Annotated in this window: 19 protein-coding genes; 5 read left to right on the top strand and 14 right to left on the bottom strand. The window is 60.3% G+C overall.

All coding sequences use genetic code 11. The features are described 5' to 3' along the window. Positions 1 to 62: 62 nt before the first annotated feature. The 5 genes from TL5118_RS04215 to clpS all read right to left on the bottom strand — a co-directional run bounded on the left by TL5118_RS04215 (position 63) and on the right by clpS (position 4,058). A complete protein-coding gene (locus TL5118_RS04215; protein WP_058245503.1) occupies positions 63 to 467 on the bottom strand; it encodes a GFA family protein in 405 nt (134 codons plus the stop codon). Between the two features lie 246 nt (positions 468 to 713). Next, entirely contained in the window at positions 714 to 1,607 is an 894-nt protein-coding gene (gene hemF, locus TL5118_RS04210; protein ID WP_058245504.1) for an oxygen-dependent coproporphyrinogen oxidase, read from the bottom strand. Positions 1,608 to 1,856: 249 nt separating this feature from the next. Next, positions 1,857 to 2,654, bottom strand: coding sequence for an SDR family NAD(P)-dependent oxidoreductase (locus TL5118_RS04205; protein ID WP_058245505.1), 798 nt, complete (start codon positions 2,652 to 2,654; stop codon positions 1,857 to 1,859). A 56-nt stretch (positions 2,655 to 2,710) separates the two neighbouring features. Continuing rightward, a complete protein-coding gene (locus TL5118_RS04200) occupies positions 2,711 to 3,703 on the bottom strand; it encodes a class I SAM-dependent methyltransferase (RefSeq protein WP_058245506.1) in 993 nt (330 codons plus the stop codon). 31 nt (positions 3,704 to 3,734) lie between these two features. After that, on the bottom strand, positions 3,735 to 4,058 hold the full coding sequence (gene clpS, locus TL5118_RS04195) for an ATP-dependent Clp protease adapter ClpS (RefSeq protein WP_242601722.1): 324 nt from the start codon (positions 4,056 to 4,058) through the stop codon (positions 3,735 to 3,737). A 150-nt stretch (positions 4,059 to 4,208) separates the two neighbouring features. Here clpS and TL5118_RS04190 point away from each other — a divergent pair, with 150 nt between their 5' ends. From TL5118_RS04190 to TL5118_RS04175, 4 genes are all read left to right on the top strand, one after another. Beyond that, positions 4,209 to 4,916 carry an HAD family hydrolase gene (locus TL5118_RS04190; RefSeq protein ID WP_058245508.1) on the top strand — a complete coding sequence of 236 codons (708 nt, stop codon included), beginning with the start codon at positions 4,209 to 4,211 and terminating at the stop codon, positions 4,914 to 4,916. A 64-nt stretch (positions 4,917 to 4,980) separates the two neighbouring features. After that, complete coding sequence (locus tag TL5118_RS04185; RefSeq protein WP_058245509.1) at positions 4,981 to 5,520, top strand: helix-turn-helix domain-containing protein; 540 nt, start codon at positions 4,981 to 4,983, stop codon at positions 5,518 to 5,520. 9 nt (positions 5,521 to 5,529) lie between these two features. Further along, positions 5,530 to 6,045 carry a GNAT family N-acetyltransferase gene (locus TL5118_RS04180; RefSeq protein WP_058245510.1) on the top strand — a complete coding sequence of 172 codons (516 nt, stop codon included), beginning with the start codon at positions 5,530 to 5,532 and terminating at the stop codon, positions 6,043 to 6,045. Between the two features lie 291 nt (positions 6,046 to 6,336). Further along, positions 6,337 to 7,716: a D-alanyl-D-alanine carboxypeptidase family protein gene (locus TL5118_RS04175; protein WP_058245593.1), complete on the top strand. Its 1,380-nt coding sequence runs from the start codon at positions 6,337 to 6,339 to the stop codon at positions 7,714 to 7,716. 77 nt (positions 7,717 to 7,793) lie between these two features. On the opposite strand, the gene ccoS is transcribed toward TL5118_RS04175, so the two are convergent. The 5 genes from ccoS to TL5118_RS04150 all read right to left on the bottom strand — a co-directional run bounded on the left by ccoS (position 7,794) and on the right by TL5118_RS04150 (position 13,114). Further along, complete coding sequence (gene ccoS / locus TL5118_RS04170) at positions 7,794 to 7,952, bottom strand: cbb3-type cytochrome oxidase assembly protein CcoS (protein ID WP_058245511.1); 159 nt, start codon at positions 7,950 to 7,952, stop codon at positions 7,794 to 7,796. A gap of 44 nt (positions 7,953 to 7,996) precedes the next feature. Beyond that, positions 7,997 to 10,195, bottom strand: coding sequence for a heavy metal translocating P-type ATPase (locus TL5118_RS04165; RefSeq protein ID WP_058245512.1), 2,199 nt, complete (start codon positions 10,193 to 10,195; stop codon positions 7,997 to 7,999). Positions 10,196 to 10,199: 4 nt separating this feature from the next. Then, positions 10,200 to 10,655, bottom strand: a complete 456-nt coding sequence (locus TL5118_RS04160) for a FixH family protein (protein ID WP_058245513.1) — start codon at positions 10,653 to 10,655, stop codon at positions 10,200 to 10,202. Between the two features lies 1 nt (position 10,656). Beyond that, positions 10,657 to 12,147, bottom strand: coding sequence for a cytochrome c oxidase accessory protein CcoG (gene ccoG / locus TL5118_RS04155; protein WP_058245514.1), 1,491 nt, complete (start codon positions 12,145 to 12,147; stop codon positions 10,657 to 10,659). A gap of 94 nt (positions 12,148 to 12,241) precedes the next feature. Continuing rightward, positions 12,242 to 13,114, bottom strand: a complete 873-nt coding sequence (locus tag TL5118_RS04150) for a LysR family transcriptional regulator (protein ID WP_058245515.1) — start codon at positions 13,112 to 13,114, stop codon at positions 12,242 to 12,244. Between the two features lie 99 nt (positions 13,115 to 13,213). Here TL5118_RS04150 and TL5118_RS21310 point away from each other — a divergent pair, with 99 nt between their 5' ends. Continuing rightward, positions 13,214 to 13,372 carry a hypothetical protein gene (locus tag TL5118_RS21310; protein WP_165590014.1) on the top strand — a complete coding sequence of 53 codons (159 nt, stop codon included), beginning with the start codon at positions 13,214 to 13,216 and terminating at the stop codon, positions 13,370 to 13,372. A 197-nt stretch (positions 13,373 to 13,569) separates the two neighbouring features. Here the strand turns inward: TL5118_RS21310 and ccoP are convergent, their stop codons facing one another. The 4 genes from ccoP to ccoN are packed head-to-tail and all read right to left on the bottom strand — an operon-like array spanning position 13,570 to position 16,999. Continuing rightward, positions 13,570 to 14,439 carry a cytochrome-c oxidase, cbb3-type subunit III gene (ccoP, locus tag TL5118_RS04145; RefSeq protein ID WP_058245516.1) on the bottom strand — a complete coding sequence of 290 codons (870 nt, stop codon included), beginning with the start codon at positions 14,437 to 14,439 and terminating at the stop codon, positions 13,570 to 13,572. Positions 14,440 to 14,442: 3 nt separating this feature from the next. After that, positions 14,443 to 14,634 carry a CcoQ/FixQ family Cbb3-type cytochrome c oxidase assembly chaperone gene (locus tag TL5118_RS04140; RefSeq protein ID WP_058245517.1) on the bottom strand — a complete coding sequence of 64 codons (192 nt, stop codon included), beginning with the start codon at positions 14,632 to 14,634 and terminating at the stop codon, positions 14,443 to 14,445. 14 nt (positions 14,635 to 14,648) lie between these two features. Further along, on the bottom strand, positions 14,649 to 15,380 hold the full coding sequence (ccoO, locus tag TL5118_RS04135) for a cytochrome-c oxidase, cbb3-type subunit II (RefSeq protein WP_058245518.1): 732 nt from the start codon (positions 15,378 to 15,380) through the stop codon (positions 14,649 to 14,651). A 14-nt stretch (positions 15,381 to 15,394) separates the two neighbouring features. After that, positions 15,395 to 16,999: a cytochrome-c oxidase, cbb3-type subunit I gene (gene ccoN / locus TL5118_RS04130; RefSeq protein WP_058245519.1), complete on the bottom strand. Its 1,605-nt coding sequence runs from the start codon at positions 16,997 to 16,999 to the stop codon at positions 15,395 to 15,397. Positions 17,000 to 17,205: the final 206 nt, after the last annotated feature.

The raw sequence follows: 17,205 nt of genomic DNA, 5'->3' as shown, positions 1-17,205 counted from the left end.
ACGTTCAAAACCCTTTTGAACGGAGGGGGCAACGCCCCCTGCCCCTTTTCAGCCTGAGCCACTCAGCCAGTGCCAAAGGCCTCGGGGTGTTGTTTGCCCGCGTCCCCAATCACATCCCAATGCGCCTTGGAGCCAACCCAGATGTGATGTTTCACCTCCAGAGCCTCGGCGCCTTCGGTCAGCACGCCCACAGGCACATAGGTGCGCGCCGGATCATTGTCGCCCGGCAAAGGCGAACCACAGGTGCGGCAGAACCAGCCCTGCCAATCGACGTCTGGCTTTTTCCAGGTGGCGATGTTGTCTTGCCCTGACAGCCAGCGGAAATCCTCATTCGGGACCACGACCACCGGCACCCCTGCGCCGCCGGTCATACGGCGACAGATGGAACAGTGGCACATGTAGACATCGCGGATCTCGGACGTGATCTCAAACCGGACCGCGCCGCAATTGCATTCCCCTTTGGCCATGGCTCTCTCCCTTACTCTTGCCCCTTCCACAGTTTCACTCAGCCAAATCTTCGATTTGGCAGCGCCCGAACCGCCCCCACGGGGCGGGCGCTTCGCTTTGCCCCTCGGTTCGGCCGCAGTGGCCCAGCTTGAAGGCAATCACCTTTGGGCTCTTCTGATACCTTCCAGACACTGCTACGAAGCTCGCCAAAGAAAAAGCCCCCACCGCGGTGGAGGCCCATTTCTAAGCCGGTCGTGTGGATCCGCTCACACCCATTTCGCCATCGGCGGCAGGCTCATCAGGACCGCATTGGCGTCATGGCCGGTTTCCAGACCAAACTTGGTGCCACGGTCATAGACAAGGTTATATTCCGCATAAAGGCCACGGTGCTGCAGCTGCTGGTCTTTGTCCGCCTCGCTCCAGACCGTATCACGGCGTTTCTCAGTCACCGGCAGGAAAGCCGGCAGGAAGGCGCGGCCGACGTCCTGAATAAAGGCAAAATCCGCCTCCCAGTCGCCCGAGTTGTGATCATCCAGAAAGATGCCGCCAACCCCGCGCGCGCGGCCGCGATGGGGCACAAAGAAATACTCATCCGCCCATTCCTTCAGGCGCGGATAGAACGCGGTGTCGTGCTTGTCACAGAACTCTTTCTGCACGCCGTGGAAATGCGCGGTGTCCTCATCATATTCGATGCAGGGGTTCAGGTCCGATCCACCGCCAAACCACCAGGCATGCGGGGTCCAGAACATGCGGGTGTTCATATGCACGGCAGGGGTATGCGGGTTCTGCATATGCGCCACCAGCGAAATGCCCGAGGCCCAGAAGCGCGGATCCTGTTTCATGCCGGGGATGCCTTTGCGCGCGGCCATAGCGTTCTGCGCCCGTTCGCCCAACTCACCGTAAACAGTGGAGATATTAACCCCCACTTTTTCAAACACCCGGCCGCCGCGCATCACACTCATCAAGCCGCCGCCTGCGTCCGAGCCATCCGCCGAAGCGCGTTTGGTCTCGGTCACCTCAAAGCGTCCGGCAGGCTGATCCGCGAAGGGGCCGGTGGTCTGGCTGTCCTCCAGCGCCTCAAAGGCGGCAACAATCTCATCACGCAGCTGGCGGAACCACTGGCTGGCGCGTTGTTTTTCTTGTGCAAACTCTTCCGACATTGCGGCGCTCCTTCATCCTATTGTTAGGGATGTAGCAGGTGCGGCGAAGGGCGAAAAGCGCGCGTTCGGTCGCGTCACGAATAGAGTGCAACGGGAGGTTCGCGCCCGATCCGAAGGCGGCTCTATAACTTGCGTGGCCTCTGGGCCCAAAGAGTCGTTGTGCACTGGACGATCATCAAGAATTCGCACCCGCCTTGGGGGCGGGTCGGGTGCGAACCGGCTCACTACGTGACCCGGACGGAAGGTCAGTTAATGCGCCGGTGCGGTGACCGGGTCCATCAGGGTGCGGCCGCCGTCCACGGTCATGATCTGACCGGTCATAAAGCCCGAGGCGTCTGAGGCCAGGAACTGTGCCGCTTCGGCCAGTTCGGTGGGGGCGGCGATCCGACCAAGCGGGGTGCGCGCCTCAATCTCATCGCGGAACTCACCATGTTCGCGCAGGGTCTCTTTCAGGCTGTTCGACATGACCGACCCAAAAGCCAGACCGTTGACGCGGATCCGGTTGGGCGCGAGGGCCACAGCCAGGGAGCGGGTCATCTGATCCAATGCCGCCGAGCTGACCGAATAGGCCAGCAGGTCCGGCGAGGTGCGGCGTGAGGCGATGCAAGAGATGTTAACGATGGTGCCAAGGATGCCCTCCTCCTCCTCAGCGCCCTGTTTGATCATGCGCTTGGCCACCAGCTGCGACAGTTTCAGCGCAGTGAGCAGGTTCTGCTGCAGCATGATCTCCATCGCGTCATCCCCGTTCAGCGGGTCGGCGGCGATGATCTGGCGTGAGGCGTTGACCAGAATGTCGACACTGTCAAAAGCGTCCAGAGTGGCCGAGAGCAGGTTCGCCAAGGTCAGTTTCTCACGCAGATCGCCGGCAAAGTAGCGGTGCGGGTTGCCTTCCTCATTCGGGCCCAATTCGCGGATCAGGTTGTCTTCGTCCATATCGGCGAAGATCACATTGGCGCCTTTGTCGAGGAAATGGCGGCCAATGGCCAAACCGATGCCGTTAGCGCCACCAGTGACGATGGCAGTTTTGCCGGAAATCGCAAATGACATGGGTTTCTCCTGCGGGGCCGCGGGGTCAGCCGGCGGCGATTTGGTGACGAGCTGTGTTAACGACCCGAGCGGCGGCGCCGCGCAGCGTGAAGAACCTTGAACCGATTATCTCCGCCAATTTCTTCCACATCCAGGAAGAGTTCGGCAAGAGATGTTTCATAAGGCAATTGGCGGTTTGCCACCAGCCAAAGTTGGCCGGACTGCGAAAGATTTCGCGCAGCATTTGCGATAAATGCTTGACCTAATTGAGGTTCTGCCGCGCGACCAGTGTGGAACGGCGGGTTCATGATCACCCCATCCAACAGCCGGTCCGAGCGCCATTTGGTGGCATCCGCCCAGTGAAATGTCGCGCGATCATCGCTTAGATTGGCCTTGGCGCAGGTCAGACTCGCATGGTCTGATTCTACCAGAGAGAGCGTTTTGACGCTATCCCGGGTCAAGAGATTGCGCGACAGGTAGCCCCAACCGGCCCCCAGATCGGCCAAGTGTTTGCCCAGCTTCTGCGGCAGCACATCCACCAAAAGGCGGGAGGCAGGATCGATACCGTCAGCGGAAAACACCCCCGGCGCGGTCACAAACCCCTCTTCGATTTCCTGTTTTGCGGGGGCCTGCCAGTCCGCCAGATCTGCGGCACACAGCCCGGTGACCCAGAACAGTTTGCCATGGGCCTTGGACAGGACATTGGCCACCTCACCGCGTTTGCGCATCTCTTTCAGGAGCGAGTCGACGCCATCGGTTTTCTGACCATCCACCACCACAGTGGCCACACCCAGACCCACGGCCTCAGCGATCATCGCTTTGGCCAGTTTCTTGGCGCGGGGCAGAAAGACGATCGCGGTGTCAAATGATCCATCGGCCCCTGTCGCCACCTCCCAGCCCTGCGCGCTCAGCGTATCCACATCCGGTTTATAGCCGGTGATCAGCTGGCAGCGCTCTTTCGGCAGATCGCGCAGATCAAGATCACTGCGGGCGCCAAACACAACGATGCGGCCAGACGAAATATCCAGCCCACCGCCATCAAGGGCGAGGGACAAACGCGGGTGGCTCATGTCAGGACCTAAATGCGTGAACCGGGGCGGTTCACTCCTTTTCCATGGTGCATTGCAGCGGATGCTGATGGCGACGGGCAAAATCCATCACCTGTGTCACCTTGGTTTCTGCAATCTCGTGGCTGAAGACGCCCACAACGGCGACGCCTTTCTTATGCACGGTCAGCATGATCTCAAACGCCTGACTGTGGGTCATGCCAAAGAAACGCTCAAGGATGTGCACCACAAACTCCATCGGAGTGTAGTCATCATTGAGCAACATCACCTTGTAGAGTGGCGGGCGCTTGGTCTTCGGCTTGGTCTGCAGAGCGACAGAGCTGTCGCCGCCGAAGTCATCATCATTGTCGGATGTCATCACAGTTGTCATCACGGCACAGTCAATCATAAGAAGGGTCTTCGGTTTGAGGCTACTACGCTTTGAACGGTCTATATAACCTGTGTTGTAGGTTAGAAAAGAGGTCAGCAGCGCGCAGACCCGCAACTGATATGAAATTGGGGGTGAATTTTGGCACAGAAACTCACAACAATTGGTTTCGATGCTGATGACACGCTTTGGCACAACGAAAGGTTCTTTCGGATCACACAGGAGCGATTCGCCGATTTGCTGCGCGATCATGCCGACCCTGATCACCTGAGTGACCGGCTGCTGGCGGCTGAACGGCGCAATCTGGGGCACTACGGGTTCGGCGTGAAGGGCTTTGTGCTGTCGATGATCGAAACCGCGCTGGAGGTCACCGAAAACCGGGTGCCGGGCGCTGTCTTGCGTGAGCTGATCGATGCCGGGCAAGAGATGTTGCAGCACCCGATTGAGCTGTTGCCCCACGCACATGAGGCGGTGGAGGCCATTGCCGACAGCCACCGCGTTTTGCTGATCACCAAGGGCGATCTGATCGATCAGGAGCGCAAGCTGGCGCAATCAGGCCTTGGCGATCTGTTTGATGGGGTGGAGATTGTCAGTGACAAAACCCCTGAGGTCTACGCTCGGATCTTTGCCGATCATGGCGACGGCGCGGTGCGGGGGCTGATGGCGGGCAATTCGATGAAGTCCGATGTTGTGCCGATGGTCGATGCTGGCGGTTGGGGGGTCTACGTGCCCCATGGTGAGGTCTGGGAGTTCGAAAAAGCCCCGGCCCCCGAAACCGCGCCTAAATATGAGGCATTGGACCATCTGGGGCAGCTTGTTTCGCTAATCGATCGGATCGAACAGAGCTAATCCCTTTACATTCTCACATTCGGTCGCAATTCTCACAAATGAGAGAATTGACCGGAATTGAGACATGGACAGCTTGCTCGCCCAACATTTAACCCGCCTCAGGGCCGAGGCCGGATGGTCACTGGACCAATTAGCGCAGGAAACCGGGGTCAGCCGGGCCACATTGGCGCGGGTGGAAAAGGCGCAGGTCAGCCCGACAACAGACACCCTGGCCAAGCTGTGCCGGGCTTACGGCACCTCAATGTCGCGCTTGCTGGCGCTGGTCGAAGATCAGGCCCCGGCGGTGATCCCAGCCGATGGTCGCAAGTCCTGGCGGGATGGCGACACGGGCTTCACGCGCAGTGTCATTTCCCCCCCCGGTGCGGATCTGGCGGGGGAATGGCTGGACTGCCAGCTGCCAGCGGGGCAGTGCATCAGCTATGACGCACCGCCACGGGCCGGGCTGGAACATCACCTGTTGCTGCTCAGCGGTCAGCTGACGGTGAGCGTTGAAGGCAAAGCGCATAGCCTCAGCCCCGGCGATTGCCTGCGCTACCGGCTTTACGGCGCGACCCGGTTTGAGACAGGCGCGAGCGCCGCCCATTACCACCTTTTTCTGCTGTGAGAGGATCCGATGATCACTGAATGGAGCGCCTATGACATGGCGCAGCGGCTGGATGATCTGGCCGAAATTCTGCACGCCTGTGTGGCCGATGGTGCCAGCGTCGGCTTTATTCTGCCCCATACCCAGGCGGAGGCGAAAAGCTTCTGGCAGGGGCTGCTGGCAGAGGTCGACGGCGGCGCGCGGCGTCTGTACGTAGCGCTGGATCAGGGTCAGCCCGCCGGGGTGGTGACGCTGATCACAGCGATGCCCGGCAACCAGCCGCACCGCGGTGAAGTCTCCAAACTGCTGGTGCATCCCGGTCACCGCCGCAAGGGACTGGCCCGGCAGCTGATGCACCATCTTGAGGCGGAGGCGCGCCGGATTGGCAAGGGGCTGCTGACGCTGGACACCCGCACGGGTGACGCGGCGGAGCCGTTGTACAGCGCGCTGGGATTTCAGACCGCCGGGGTCATTCCCGGCTACTGCCTGGATGTGCACGGGGAACGTTACGATTCGACCACTTACATGTTCAAACGGCTGGATTAGGCTCCGGTTAGCGGCATCCCCCGCAGCCAAACTCAGCCATTTTCTGCACCGTAAATCCCCGTTAAATCCCCGGTCTGGCCCCTGCCCTACCCGCAGCCACAAGATCTACCCCAAAGGGTGCCGGGCGGGCGTTTACATACCAAAGCGGTATCATTGCACGCTTTATTCGACGCCCGGCCTGTGCTAGCGTTGGTGCAACAATAATTGAGGCCAGACCGGAAAACCGGCGGCACTGAGGCAGACATGGCAGTGATCGAAACCCTCCGACAGGGGCGGCGTGCTTTTTGTGGCATGCTGATTCTCTCCTTCCTTTGCATCTTCGCAGCCCTTCCGCAGGGTGCGCAGGCCGCGCCCTATGCAGCGATGGTGATCGATGCCCGTGACGGGCGTGTGATCCATACGCGCAATGCCGATACCCGGCTGCATCCGGCCTCGCTGACCAAAATGATGACGCTCTACATCGCCTTTGAGGCGGTTGAGAACGGCGAAATCTCTCTGGACACAAAGGTGCGAATTTCCTCAAAGGCAGCGGCAGAACCGCCGTCCAAGCTGGGGCTGGTGGCCGGTCAGCGCATCAAACTGCGCTACCTGATCCGTGCGGCGGCTGTGAAATCCGCCAATGATGCCGCAACCGCCATCGGCGAAGCGATTTCGGGGTCCGAGGCGGCTTTTGCCCGCCGGATGAACCGCACTGCCAAAGCGCTGGGGATGAGCCGCACCACTTTCAAGAACGCCCATGGGTTGACCGAGAAAGGTCACATGTCCACCGCCCGCGATATGACCACGCTGGGGCGGCACATCTTTTATGACTACCCCGATTACTACAATCTGTTCTCCCGTCGTTCGACCCATGCCGGGATCAAAACGGTGAACAACACCAACCGCCGCCTGCTGGCCAACTATCGCGGCGCCGATGGGATCAAGACCGGCTACACCCGCGCGGCGGGCTTTAACCTTGTGGCCTCGGCCGAGCGGGGCAGTGAACGTATCATCGCCACGGTGTTTGGCGGTCGCTCCACCGCCACCCGCAACGCCCGGGTGGCCGAGCTGTTGGATATGGGGTTCCAAAAGTCCAAGACCCGCGTCGCGGTGCGCAAACCCGCGCGCCCCGTCTATAGCGCAGAGCCCGGCACGGGTAAGATCATTCGCACGGTCACCACCGTCAAACGCAGCCTGAGGCCCGTGGCCCGCCCCGGATCTGGCACAGGATCTGATACGGAGAAGGCGAAAGATCCAGTGTTGCTGGCGCTGGGGGATGAGATCAACAAAGCCGTTGCCGAAGCCAATAGCACCAAACGCCCGAAGGCGCGGATGGAGGCCAAGGATGTGGTTCTGGCCAGCACCGACCCCACCGCCAGCCTGGCCGCTGCCGTGGAAGAGACGGACACAACGGATGACGGCCAGGAGGTGGTCAGCCGCCTGTCGACCTCAGGCGGCAATCACTGGGGCATCAACGTTGGCCGTTTCCCCAGCCGCTATGCGGCGGAACGGATGCTGTTGAAAACCGCACTGACCGAGATGAGTACGCTGGATGGATCGCTGCGCAAAGTGGTGAAACGCAAAAGCGGCTTTGACGCCCAATTCATGGGAATGCCGCGCGAAAAGGCCGATCTTGCCTGCCGTCGCCTGCAGGCCCGACAGGTCACCTGTTTCATGGTTGGGCCGGGGTAAGGCCCTCACATATCCGGAACATAAAGGCCCCCGCGGGTCACGCACCGCGGGGGCTTTTGTTTGTTCAGCCGATCGCGTCAGCTTTTCGGCTTGTCGTCATATTCGGTGCTGAGGATCCGCTGGCTGTTGCCGTCGGGATCATCATATTGGTTGCTGCGCACCGTGTAGACAAAGGCCGCCAGTCCCACGCCGCCCAAAAACAGTGAGATCGGGATCAGATAGGCGAGGATTTCCATAGTGTGTTCCTTTAGATGCGTCGCGACGGGTCGCCCGGGGGCCGTCAGCGCAGCCGCAACGCGTTCAGCGACACTGTAATCGAGCTGGTCGACATCGCCAAGGCCGCCACCAGAGGGGTGGCAAGGCCGATGACGGCGATCGGCACGGCGATAACGTTGTAAAGCGTCGCGATTTGAAAGTTCTCGCGGATACGTTTGGTGGCGGACTGCGCCGTGTCCAAAGCATCTGCAATCGGTGTGAGGTCGCCGCCGAGCAGCACGATGTCTGAGGCCACGCGGGCCGCATCCAGTGCTGACGCAGGTGAGATGGAGACATGTGCGGCACTCAGCGCGGCGGTGTCGTTCAGGCCATCGCCCACCATCAGCACCTTTTTGCCCTGCTGGGTCATATGATCGATACGGGCGGCTTTGTCGGCGGGCAGCGCCTCGGCCATCCAGTGCTGGATGCCCAGACGATCCGCCAGTGCCTCAACCGCGCCGGAGGTGTCACCGGACATCAGGAGGACCTCCTTGCCCGCGGCCTGCAGATCGCGCACTGCCTCTGCAGCCCCGGCGCGCAGCCGATCGGTGAAGGTGAAGGGCACGGGCGCTTGCCCCTCAATCGCCAGCCACGCCACGGTCATGGCATTGCTGATCGTCCCACTGGGGGCGCCAACCCAGGCGCCACGTCCCAGACGGACTTGTTTGTTGCCCCAGCGGGCCTCAGCCCCGTAGCCCGGAACTTCGCGCAGGTCGGTCAGGGCGGCAGGTTCCACCCCGGCGGCGCGGGCGGCGGCGGAGAGGGATTGTGACAACGGGTGGGCGGAGCCTTCGGCAAGGCCAAGCGCCACCTGCAGGGCGGTTGCGTCATGATCACTGAGGTTCGTCAGTTCAGGGGTGCCTGCGGTCAGCGTGCCGGTTTTGTCAAAGACCACCGTGTCGACCTGCGCCAGACGTTCCAGGGCTGTGGAATCCTTGATCAGCATCCCCTTGCGGAACAGCCGGCCCGAGGCCGCGGTGGTCACCGCCGGTACCGCAAGACCCAGCGCACAGGGGCAGGTGATGATCAAAACCGCCGCCGCGATGTTGAGCGAAGTGCGCATGTCACCGGAGTAGATCAGCCAGCCCAGGAAGCTGAGCGCAGATAGGATATGAACCCCCGGCGCGTAGAGCTTGGCCGCACTGTCCGCCAGCGAGGTGTAGCGTGATCGGCCGGATTCAGCGATGGCCACCAGTTCCGCCATCTGATGCAGCGAGGTGTCCTTGCCCACGGCGGTGGCGCGCAGGGTCAGGGGACCGGTCAGGTTGACCTCACCGGTGGAGACCGTCTGGCCTGCGGTGGCAAAGACCGGCAGCGTTTCCCCGGTCAGCAGGGAGCGGTCAATTTCAGAGGTGCCCTGGGCAATCTCACCGTCGACCGGCATCCGGCCGCCGGGGCGCACTAGGACCAGATCGCCCACCTGCACCTCAGACACAGCAACCTGATGTTCCTGCCCGTCGCGCAGCAGGATGGCGCGCGGCACCTCCAGCGCGGCCAGTTCTTCGGCGGCGGATCGGGCCACCGCGCGGGTGCGGTGATCCAGATAACGGCCCGCCAGCAGGAAGAAGACAAGGGTCAGGGCGGCATCAAAATAGGCGTGTTCGCCCGAAAGCGAGGTTTCCCAGAGCGAGGTGGCAACGGCCAGCACGATGGCCAGCACAATCGGCACATCCATGTTGAGCCGCCGCGCCCGCAGCGCGGCAAAGGCATTGCGGAAAAACGGCTGGCCGGAAAAGACGATAGTGGGCAAGGCAATCGCGGCTGAGATCCAGTGGAACAGATCGCGGGTTGCATCCTCCGCCCCGGACCAGACCGAAACCGACAGCAGCATCACATTCATCGAGGCAAAGCCCGCCACCGCAAGGCGCATCAGCAGTTCACGCCCGGCTTTGTCGGTTTCGGTTGCGCTCAGCGCGCCCGCGTCCAACTCATGCGCTTCGTAGCCCACGCCCTCCAGCGCGGTGATCAGCGGGGTGGCGTCCACCTCGGGATCGGCCTCGACCAAAGCCCGTTTGAGGGTCAGGTTGACCCGCGCCGAATGCACCCCCGGCACCGCTGCCAATGCTTTTTCCACCGTGGAGATACAGGCCGCACAATGCACGGCAGGCACCGAAAGGGCCAAACGCGCCTCTTTCGGGGCGGCGCTGGCGGCAATCGCTTCGGCGGAGGGGGCAGCGACACAGGCCGGGCAAGCGGCCACTTGTGGGCGGAGGGTTTCGGTCATTGGCTTACCTGATCACATCCAGAATAACGCGCTGCACAAATTCAGTGCCGTCCTGCGCCGTGGCCTTCATACGAATGTTCCAGTTGCCATCATCGATGTCCAATCTGGCGACATAGGCGGTGCCATCGAACACAAGGTTTGGCTCAAGGTCATCGGCCACATGGGTGGCGCGGCCCAGCGTTGCCTGCAGTTCAGCCACCTCAACCGGGGCACCATCCGCACCGGTGATGGTCAGGCGCAGCTGACCGGCCTCATGGGTGCCGGCGACAATCCATCCCAGCGCCTCTTGCGCAGCTTTGCGTTCGTCAAAGTGCTGCGATGCCACGTAGCTGTTTTTCACCTCAAGGCCGGGAAACGTGCTGACGGCGTTGAAGGCAAGTGTCAGGTTCACCGCAATGATGGTCCCGAAGGCGACGACAAAAATGAGCAAGACATGTTTGCCGGTCAGTTCCTTGGCCATGTCAGTTTCCTTTTCCGTTAAAGAGTGTGTCTTTGTAAGCGCGATCGCCGTTGCTGATATCTTCAACCCAGATCCGCAGGTCCATGCGTTCGCTCAGCGCTGGCTCTGACCCTTTGGGGGCCACCACATAGACCCGTTGCAGGCTCATGGTGTCGGCTGGCACGTCCACTGTATCATAAGGGGTGCCTTCCAGCTGCAGGCGCAGCGTCGGGTGCCCTTTGATCGAGATCTTGAAGGGTCGGTCATCACCGTTTTTGTTGCGCAGGCGCACGTCATAGGTGTTGCGGATCGAGCCATCCGAGAGGGTCACGTAAACCGGGTTACGCACCGGGGCGACCGTCAGTTCGATGTCAGCGCGGATGAACAGCGCCACCACCAGCGCAATCCCCACCAGTGACCACAGCGTGGTGTAGAGGATGGTGCGCGGGCGGAAGATATGTTTCCAAACCGATTTCGGTTCTTTCCCGGCCTGTTCAGCGGTTTCATCAGTCAGCGCCAGATAGTCGATCAACCCGCGGGGCTTGCCGATTTTCTCCATCACATCATCGCAGGCATCGATGCAGAGACCGCAGGTGATGCATTCCATCTGCTGGCCATCGCGGATGTCGATCCCCATCGGGCAGACGTTCACGCAGGCCATACAGTCAATACAGTCGCCCTGTGGCGCCGCGGCTTCAGAGATGACAGGGGCATCACTGGCCGCAGCCGCAGCGGCGGGTTTCGTTTTCTTATGCGGTTTCAGCTTGCCCCGGGGTTCACCGCGCCAGTGGCGGTAGCCGATGGTCAGCGTGTCCTCATCCATCATCGCCGCCTGAATACGCGGCCAGGGGCAGGCGTAGATACAGATCTGTTCGCGCGCGATGCCACCAAAGAAGAAGGTGGTCGCCGTCAGGATCAGCATGGTGGAATAGGCAATCGGATGCGCATTCAGCGTCACCAGATCCACCGCGAGCTGCGGCGCATCGGTGAAATAGAAGACCCAAGCGCCCCCGGTCGCCAAAGCGATCAGAATCCACAGCACAAATTTGGTCAGCCGCAGACGCAGCTTACGTGCGTCCCATTTTTTCTGCCGGTGTAAACGCAGGCGGGCGTTTCGATCCCCCTCAACCCAGCGTTCGACCAGAATAAAAAGATCGGTCCAGACGGTTTGTGGACAGGCATAGCCGCACCAGACCCGCCCCAGCGCGGAGGTGAACAGGAACAGCCCCAAGCCGGCCATCACCAATAGCCCGGCAACGAAGTAGAACTCATGCGGCCATATTTCGATCCAGAAGAAGTAGAAACGGCGGTTCGCCAGATCCACCAGCACAGCCTGATCCGGAAGGTTCACGCCGCGATCCCAGCGAATCCATGGGGTTAAGTAGTAGATGCCCAGGGTGATCGCCATGATCACCCACTTCATGTTGCGGAACTTCCCGCTCACGCGGCGCGGAAATACGGGCTCGCGGGCGGCATATAGGTTTTGCGGGGCATCTGGTTGGCTTTGCGACACGGACTCGCTCCGTTGGCTATGACATTTGAACCCTTCTCACAGGGATGCACCTAAGGTGACTTTGACCTGAATCAAACTCACATCTTCAATTCATCTATTGGCCGCTTTGTCGCACCATCCAGCGGGCGAATGTTTTCAGCGGCTTGCGTTGCACGCCCGGGCGCGTGACCATGTAATAGCCTGTGCCTTCGGGCTCTTCGAAGATCACCTGCAGCCGGCCCGCCTGAATATCAGGGGCGATCAAGGGACGGGCGGCAACGCCGATCCCCTGGCCCAGTCGCAGCGCTTCCAGCATCAGGTTACCGGGCATCGAGGAAATGCCAAAGGCGGGATCGCTGCTGACCCCCTGTTTGCGCAGCCAACTGCTGCATTCATGGGTGCCCAGCTCCTGCAGCCAAGGCAGGTCCAGCAGATCCTCAGGCCGCAGATCGTTTTTCTTGGGCACCAGATGCGGCGCGGCGACCAGAACAATCGGCGCTGCCACGATCAGCTTCACATCCAGCCCCGGCCAATGCCCATCCCCATGACGAATCGCCACATCGATGCCGCCGGGTTCCAGCTGTTTCACCTCAGCGCTGGGATCGATCATCAGCGAAACCTCAGGGTGTTTGATGCGGAAATCAGCCAGACGGGGCATCAGCCAGTTTGCGGCAAAGGACGGGGTGACGGAGATCTGCACAGGGCGCGCAGCCTCACCCCCGGTCAGCACCTCAACCACACGCAGCATCTCGCCAAAGCCGCGCTCAATTGCCTGAGCCAGCTGCAGCCCCTCTTCGGTCAGAGAGGTTTTGCGGGCGCGGCGGTCCAACAGGGTCACGCCCAAATGGGCCTCAAGCGATTTGATTTGCTGTGAAATTGCCGCGTGGCTGACGTTTAGCGACTGGCCCGCCGCCGCCATATTGCCCGCCTCATGGAACGCCAGAAAGGCACGCAGTGCTGTCAGGGGCGGCAGGGAACGCCAATCCATGTGTAACCTCAACTTACATTATAGAAATCAGACCAGAGTCGTCATAGCCAACAATAAAGCGCAAAAAGACAAAAGAAACCCAGTGATAGAGACAAGGTCATGTTGAATATTTTTGCACATAGCTTTCTGACTGCAACCCGGCAGGACCAGCCTGTCCAGGATCCCCGGGCAGAGGAAAAACCGAAACTGCGCGTGCCGCGCCAATCCTGCTGCGCCTTTGACAGCGCCCGCGGCATGGTCAAGATCCGCCAGCTGTAATCCCTGCCCTACGACTCCCCAGAGGGCATAACGAGCAAGAGATCCCGGTGGAAAACCGAGACCTCTTGTCTTTTTAAGGGAACGCAACACGCTTTACTGAATAAGGGGCACCGGCCTTCCAGGAAACGCGCGAACAGGACGGAAGGGCCGGTGCCAGCCCCTAGGGCGTCGGGAAACGCCCCGGGGTATCTCAGGTGTTACTGACCACCACCACGAGTGTGGACAAAGGTGGATACCGCGCGGATCTCCGCCTCAGACAGGCGGGTGTTCCAGGCCGGCATTGCACCGTAACGGGCGTAATAGACCGACTCGCGGATGGCGTCGTAACTGTCACCATAGAGCCAGATTGCATCAGCCAGATTCGGCGCGCCTTGATCTATGTCACCTTTTCCTTCGTCACCGTGGCAGGCGGCGCAGTTTTCTTCGTAAACCACGGCACCGGCCTCAACGAGGGTGGCATCCTGTGCGTCACCTGACAGCGACATCACGAAATTAACCACTTCGTCGATCTGACCATCCTCCAACAGCTCATCGCGGCCAAAGGCGGGCATTTCCGACTGGCGAAGATAGTCTTCGTCGGTGGGCTGACGGACGCCGACAGTGATGGTGGTGTGGATCGATTCGATATCCCCACCCCAAAGCCAATCGTCATCCACCAGGTTCGGATAGCCAACGGCCCCCGACGCACCAGAACCGTGACACTGGGCACACCAGGTCTTGAACACCGCCGCACCGGCCGAGTTTGCATAGCCCAGCAGCTCTGCATCATCGGCAATCGCGGTCAGCTCAACCGAGGCCAGCTTGTCGTTCATTGGGGCCTGTTTGGCCTCAAATTCTGCAATGTCAGCCGCAACTTCGGCACGGGTTGAGAAGCCAAGGAAGCCCTGCGTGGCGCCGTTGATCAACGGCCAGGCTGGATAGGCTGCCACATAGTAGAGGCCCCAGACGATGGTGGCGTAGAAGGTCCACAGCCACCAGCGCGGCAATGGGGTGTTCAGCTCTTCGATGCCGTCCCAGGAATGGCCTGTGGTGCCGACGTCTTTATTTTGCGTAGGTTTTTTAGCCATGTTTCACGCCTCCTTGGCGTCGCCGCTTTTGGCGGCGGGCTTGTCTTCGTGCCGGAAAGGAATGTCAGCGACATTGCTGTAGGTCTTGGTGCTTCCAGGGCGCATCACGAACACGACGACCCCCATGAAGAACGTAAACAGTGCCAGCAACATCCAGCTGTCCGCGAACTCTCTGAGCAGGGAATAGGTTTCCATATTCTCGCCCTCCTTTAGCGGCTTGCGTCCGGGGTAAAGGTTGAGAAATCAACCAAGGTCCCCAGCATCTGCAGGTAAGCGATCATCGCATCCGCTTCGGTCAGTTCAGGCTGACCGTCGAAGTTGCGCACTTGAACCGAGTCTTCGCCGTAGCGTTCCAGCAGACCGTCATAGTCGCTGTCAGGATCGGCCTGCGCGGCAAAGTCCGCCTGCGCATTTGCAATCATGTCATCGGTGTAGGGCACGCCCACGATGCGATGTGCGTTCAGCAGCTCATCGATGTATTTGCCATCAATCCGGGTCTTCTCCAGGAAGCCGTATTTGGGCATCACCGATTCCGGCACCACCGACTGCGGATCGCGCAGGTGGTCTGCCTGCCACTCATCCGAGTAGCGACCACCAACACGGGCCAGATCCGGGCCGGTCCGCTTGGACCCCCACTGGTGCGGGTGGTCATATTTCGACTCCGCCGCCAGCGAGTAGTGGCCATAACGCTCCACTTCGTCACGCATCGGACGGATCATCTGACTGTGGCAGACGTAGCAGCCTTCGCGCATGTAGATGTCACGACCGGCCAGTTCGAGCGGGGTGTAGGGGCGCATGCCCTCTACATCCTCAATCGTGTTTTCCAGCCAGAACAGCGGTGCGATTTGAACGATGCCGCCGATGGTCACCACCAGGAAGGCAAAGATTGCCAACAGGGTAACGTTTTTCTCGAGGATCGCGTGTTTGTCTAGAATTGCCATCTGTCCGGCCCTCCTTATTCAGCCGGAACTGCGGCGGAGCCTTCGGCCTCAGAGGCCGGGGCGCGCTTTGCAGTCATCCAGAGGTTGTAGCACATGATCAAGGAACCCGCGAGGAACAGAACCCCACCCAGTCCGCGGACCACATACATTGGGAACTTGGCGCTTACGGTGTCGGCGAACGAGTTCACCAGGAAGCCGTTGGCATCCACTTCACGCCACATCAGACCTTCCATGATACCGGTCACCCACATCGAGGCCGCATAGAGAATGATGCCGATGGTGGCGAGCCAGAAGTGCCAGGACACCAGGCTCAGGCTATAGAGACGCTCTTTGTTCCACAGCTTGGGCATCAGGAAGTAGAGCGCACCAAAGGTGATCATACCGTTCCACCCCAGCGCACCGGAGTGCACGTGACCAATGGTCCAGTCGGTGTAGTGGCTGAGCGAGTTCACAGCGCGGATCGACATCATCGGACCTTCGAAGGTCGACATGCCGTAGAAGCCAAGCGAGATCACCATCATCCGCAGAACCGGATCGGTGCGCAGCTTGTCCCAGGCGCCAGACAGCGTCATCAGGCCGTTGATCATGCCACCCCAGCTGGGCATCCACAGCACGATCGAGAACACCATGCCAAGGGTCGAAGCCCAATCCGGCAGCGCGGTGTAGTGCAGGTGGTGCGGACCGGCCCAGATATACAAGAAGATCAGCGCCCAGAAGTGGATGATCGACAGTTTGTAGGAATAAACTGGACGTTCCGCCTGTTTCGGCACGAAGTAGTACATCATGCCCAGGAAGCCCGCAGTCAGGAAGAAGCCCACAGCGTTGTGGCCATACCACCACTGCACCATCGCGTCCTGCACACCCGAGAAGACCTGCACCGATTTGGAGCCGAAGATCGAGACCGGGATCGCCAGGTTGTTGACGATATGCAGCATGGCTACGGTGATGATGAAGGCCAGGAAGAACCAGTTGGCCACGTAGATATGCGGCTCTTTCCGTTTCATGATCGTACCGGCGAAGACCAGCAGATAGCAGACCCAGACGATGGTCAGCCACAGATCGATATGCCATTCCGGTTCAGCGTATTCTTTGGCGTTGGTTGCACCCAGCAGGTAGCCGGTTGCCGCCATCAGGATGAACAGCTGGTAGCCCCAGAACACGAACCACGCCAGATTGCCGCCCCACAGCCGCGCGGCCGAGGTGCGTTGCACGATGTAGAACGAGGTGGCCAGCAGCGCGTTACCGCCAAAGGCAAAAATCACCGCGGAGGTGTGCAGCGGGCGCAGGCGACCAAAGTTGGTGAAGCCCTGCATGAAATCCAAGTTAAGTGCTGGGAATGCCAGCTGGAAAGCGATGACCACACCCACCAGGAAGCCCACCACTCCCCAGAAAGCTGTAGCGATCACGCCGTAGCGGACCACGCCATCCATGTATTCGCCTGACACGTCAGAGCCTGCTGGCTCATCCGTGCGACGTAGAATAAAGATAAAAGCCACAATCGCGAACAAAGCTGCAATCAGCATGTTCACCGAGTAGGCCAAGTCCCGACCGTAGTTGGCCGCGATCAACGCACCGAGCGTTGCGAGACCAAGCGCGATCAGCTTGATATAGTTAACCATTTTGCGTCCCTTCGTCTCTGAACCCGCACGATTCGTTTCGCGTACGGGCGGTTCCAGACTGGCGGCTTAATGCGGCCCTGGGCCTGTCACCGCCTTGATCTGCATCAAAATCCACCGTTCTCACGAGGCTCTGACACAAGAGGGTGTGAAATTGACACGTGTCAAAGTCACACATCAGTTGGGGCGTTAAATTCAAATTCAGCCAA

The organism is Thalassovita autumnalis (assembly GCF_001458255.1).
GTDB classification, from domain to species: domain Bacteria; phylum Pseudomonadota; class Alphaproteobacteria; order Rhodobacterales; family Rhodobacteraceae; genus Thalassobius; species Thalassobius autumnalis.
This window is presented reverse-complemented; position numbering and strand designations above follow the sequence as displayed.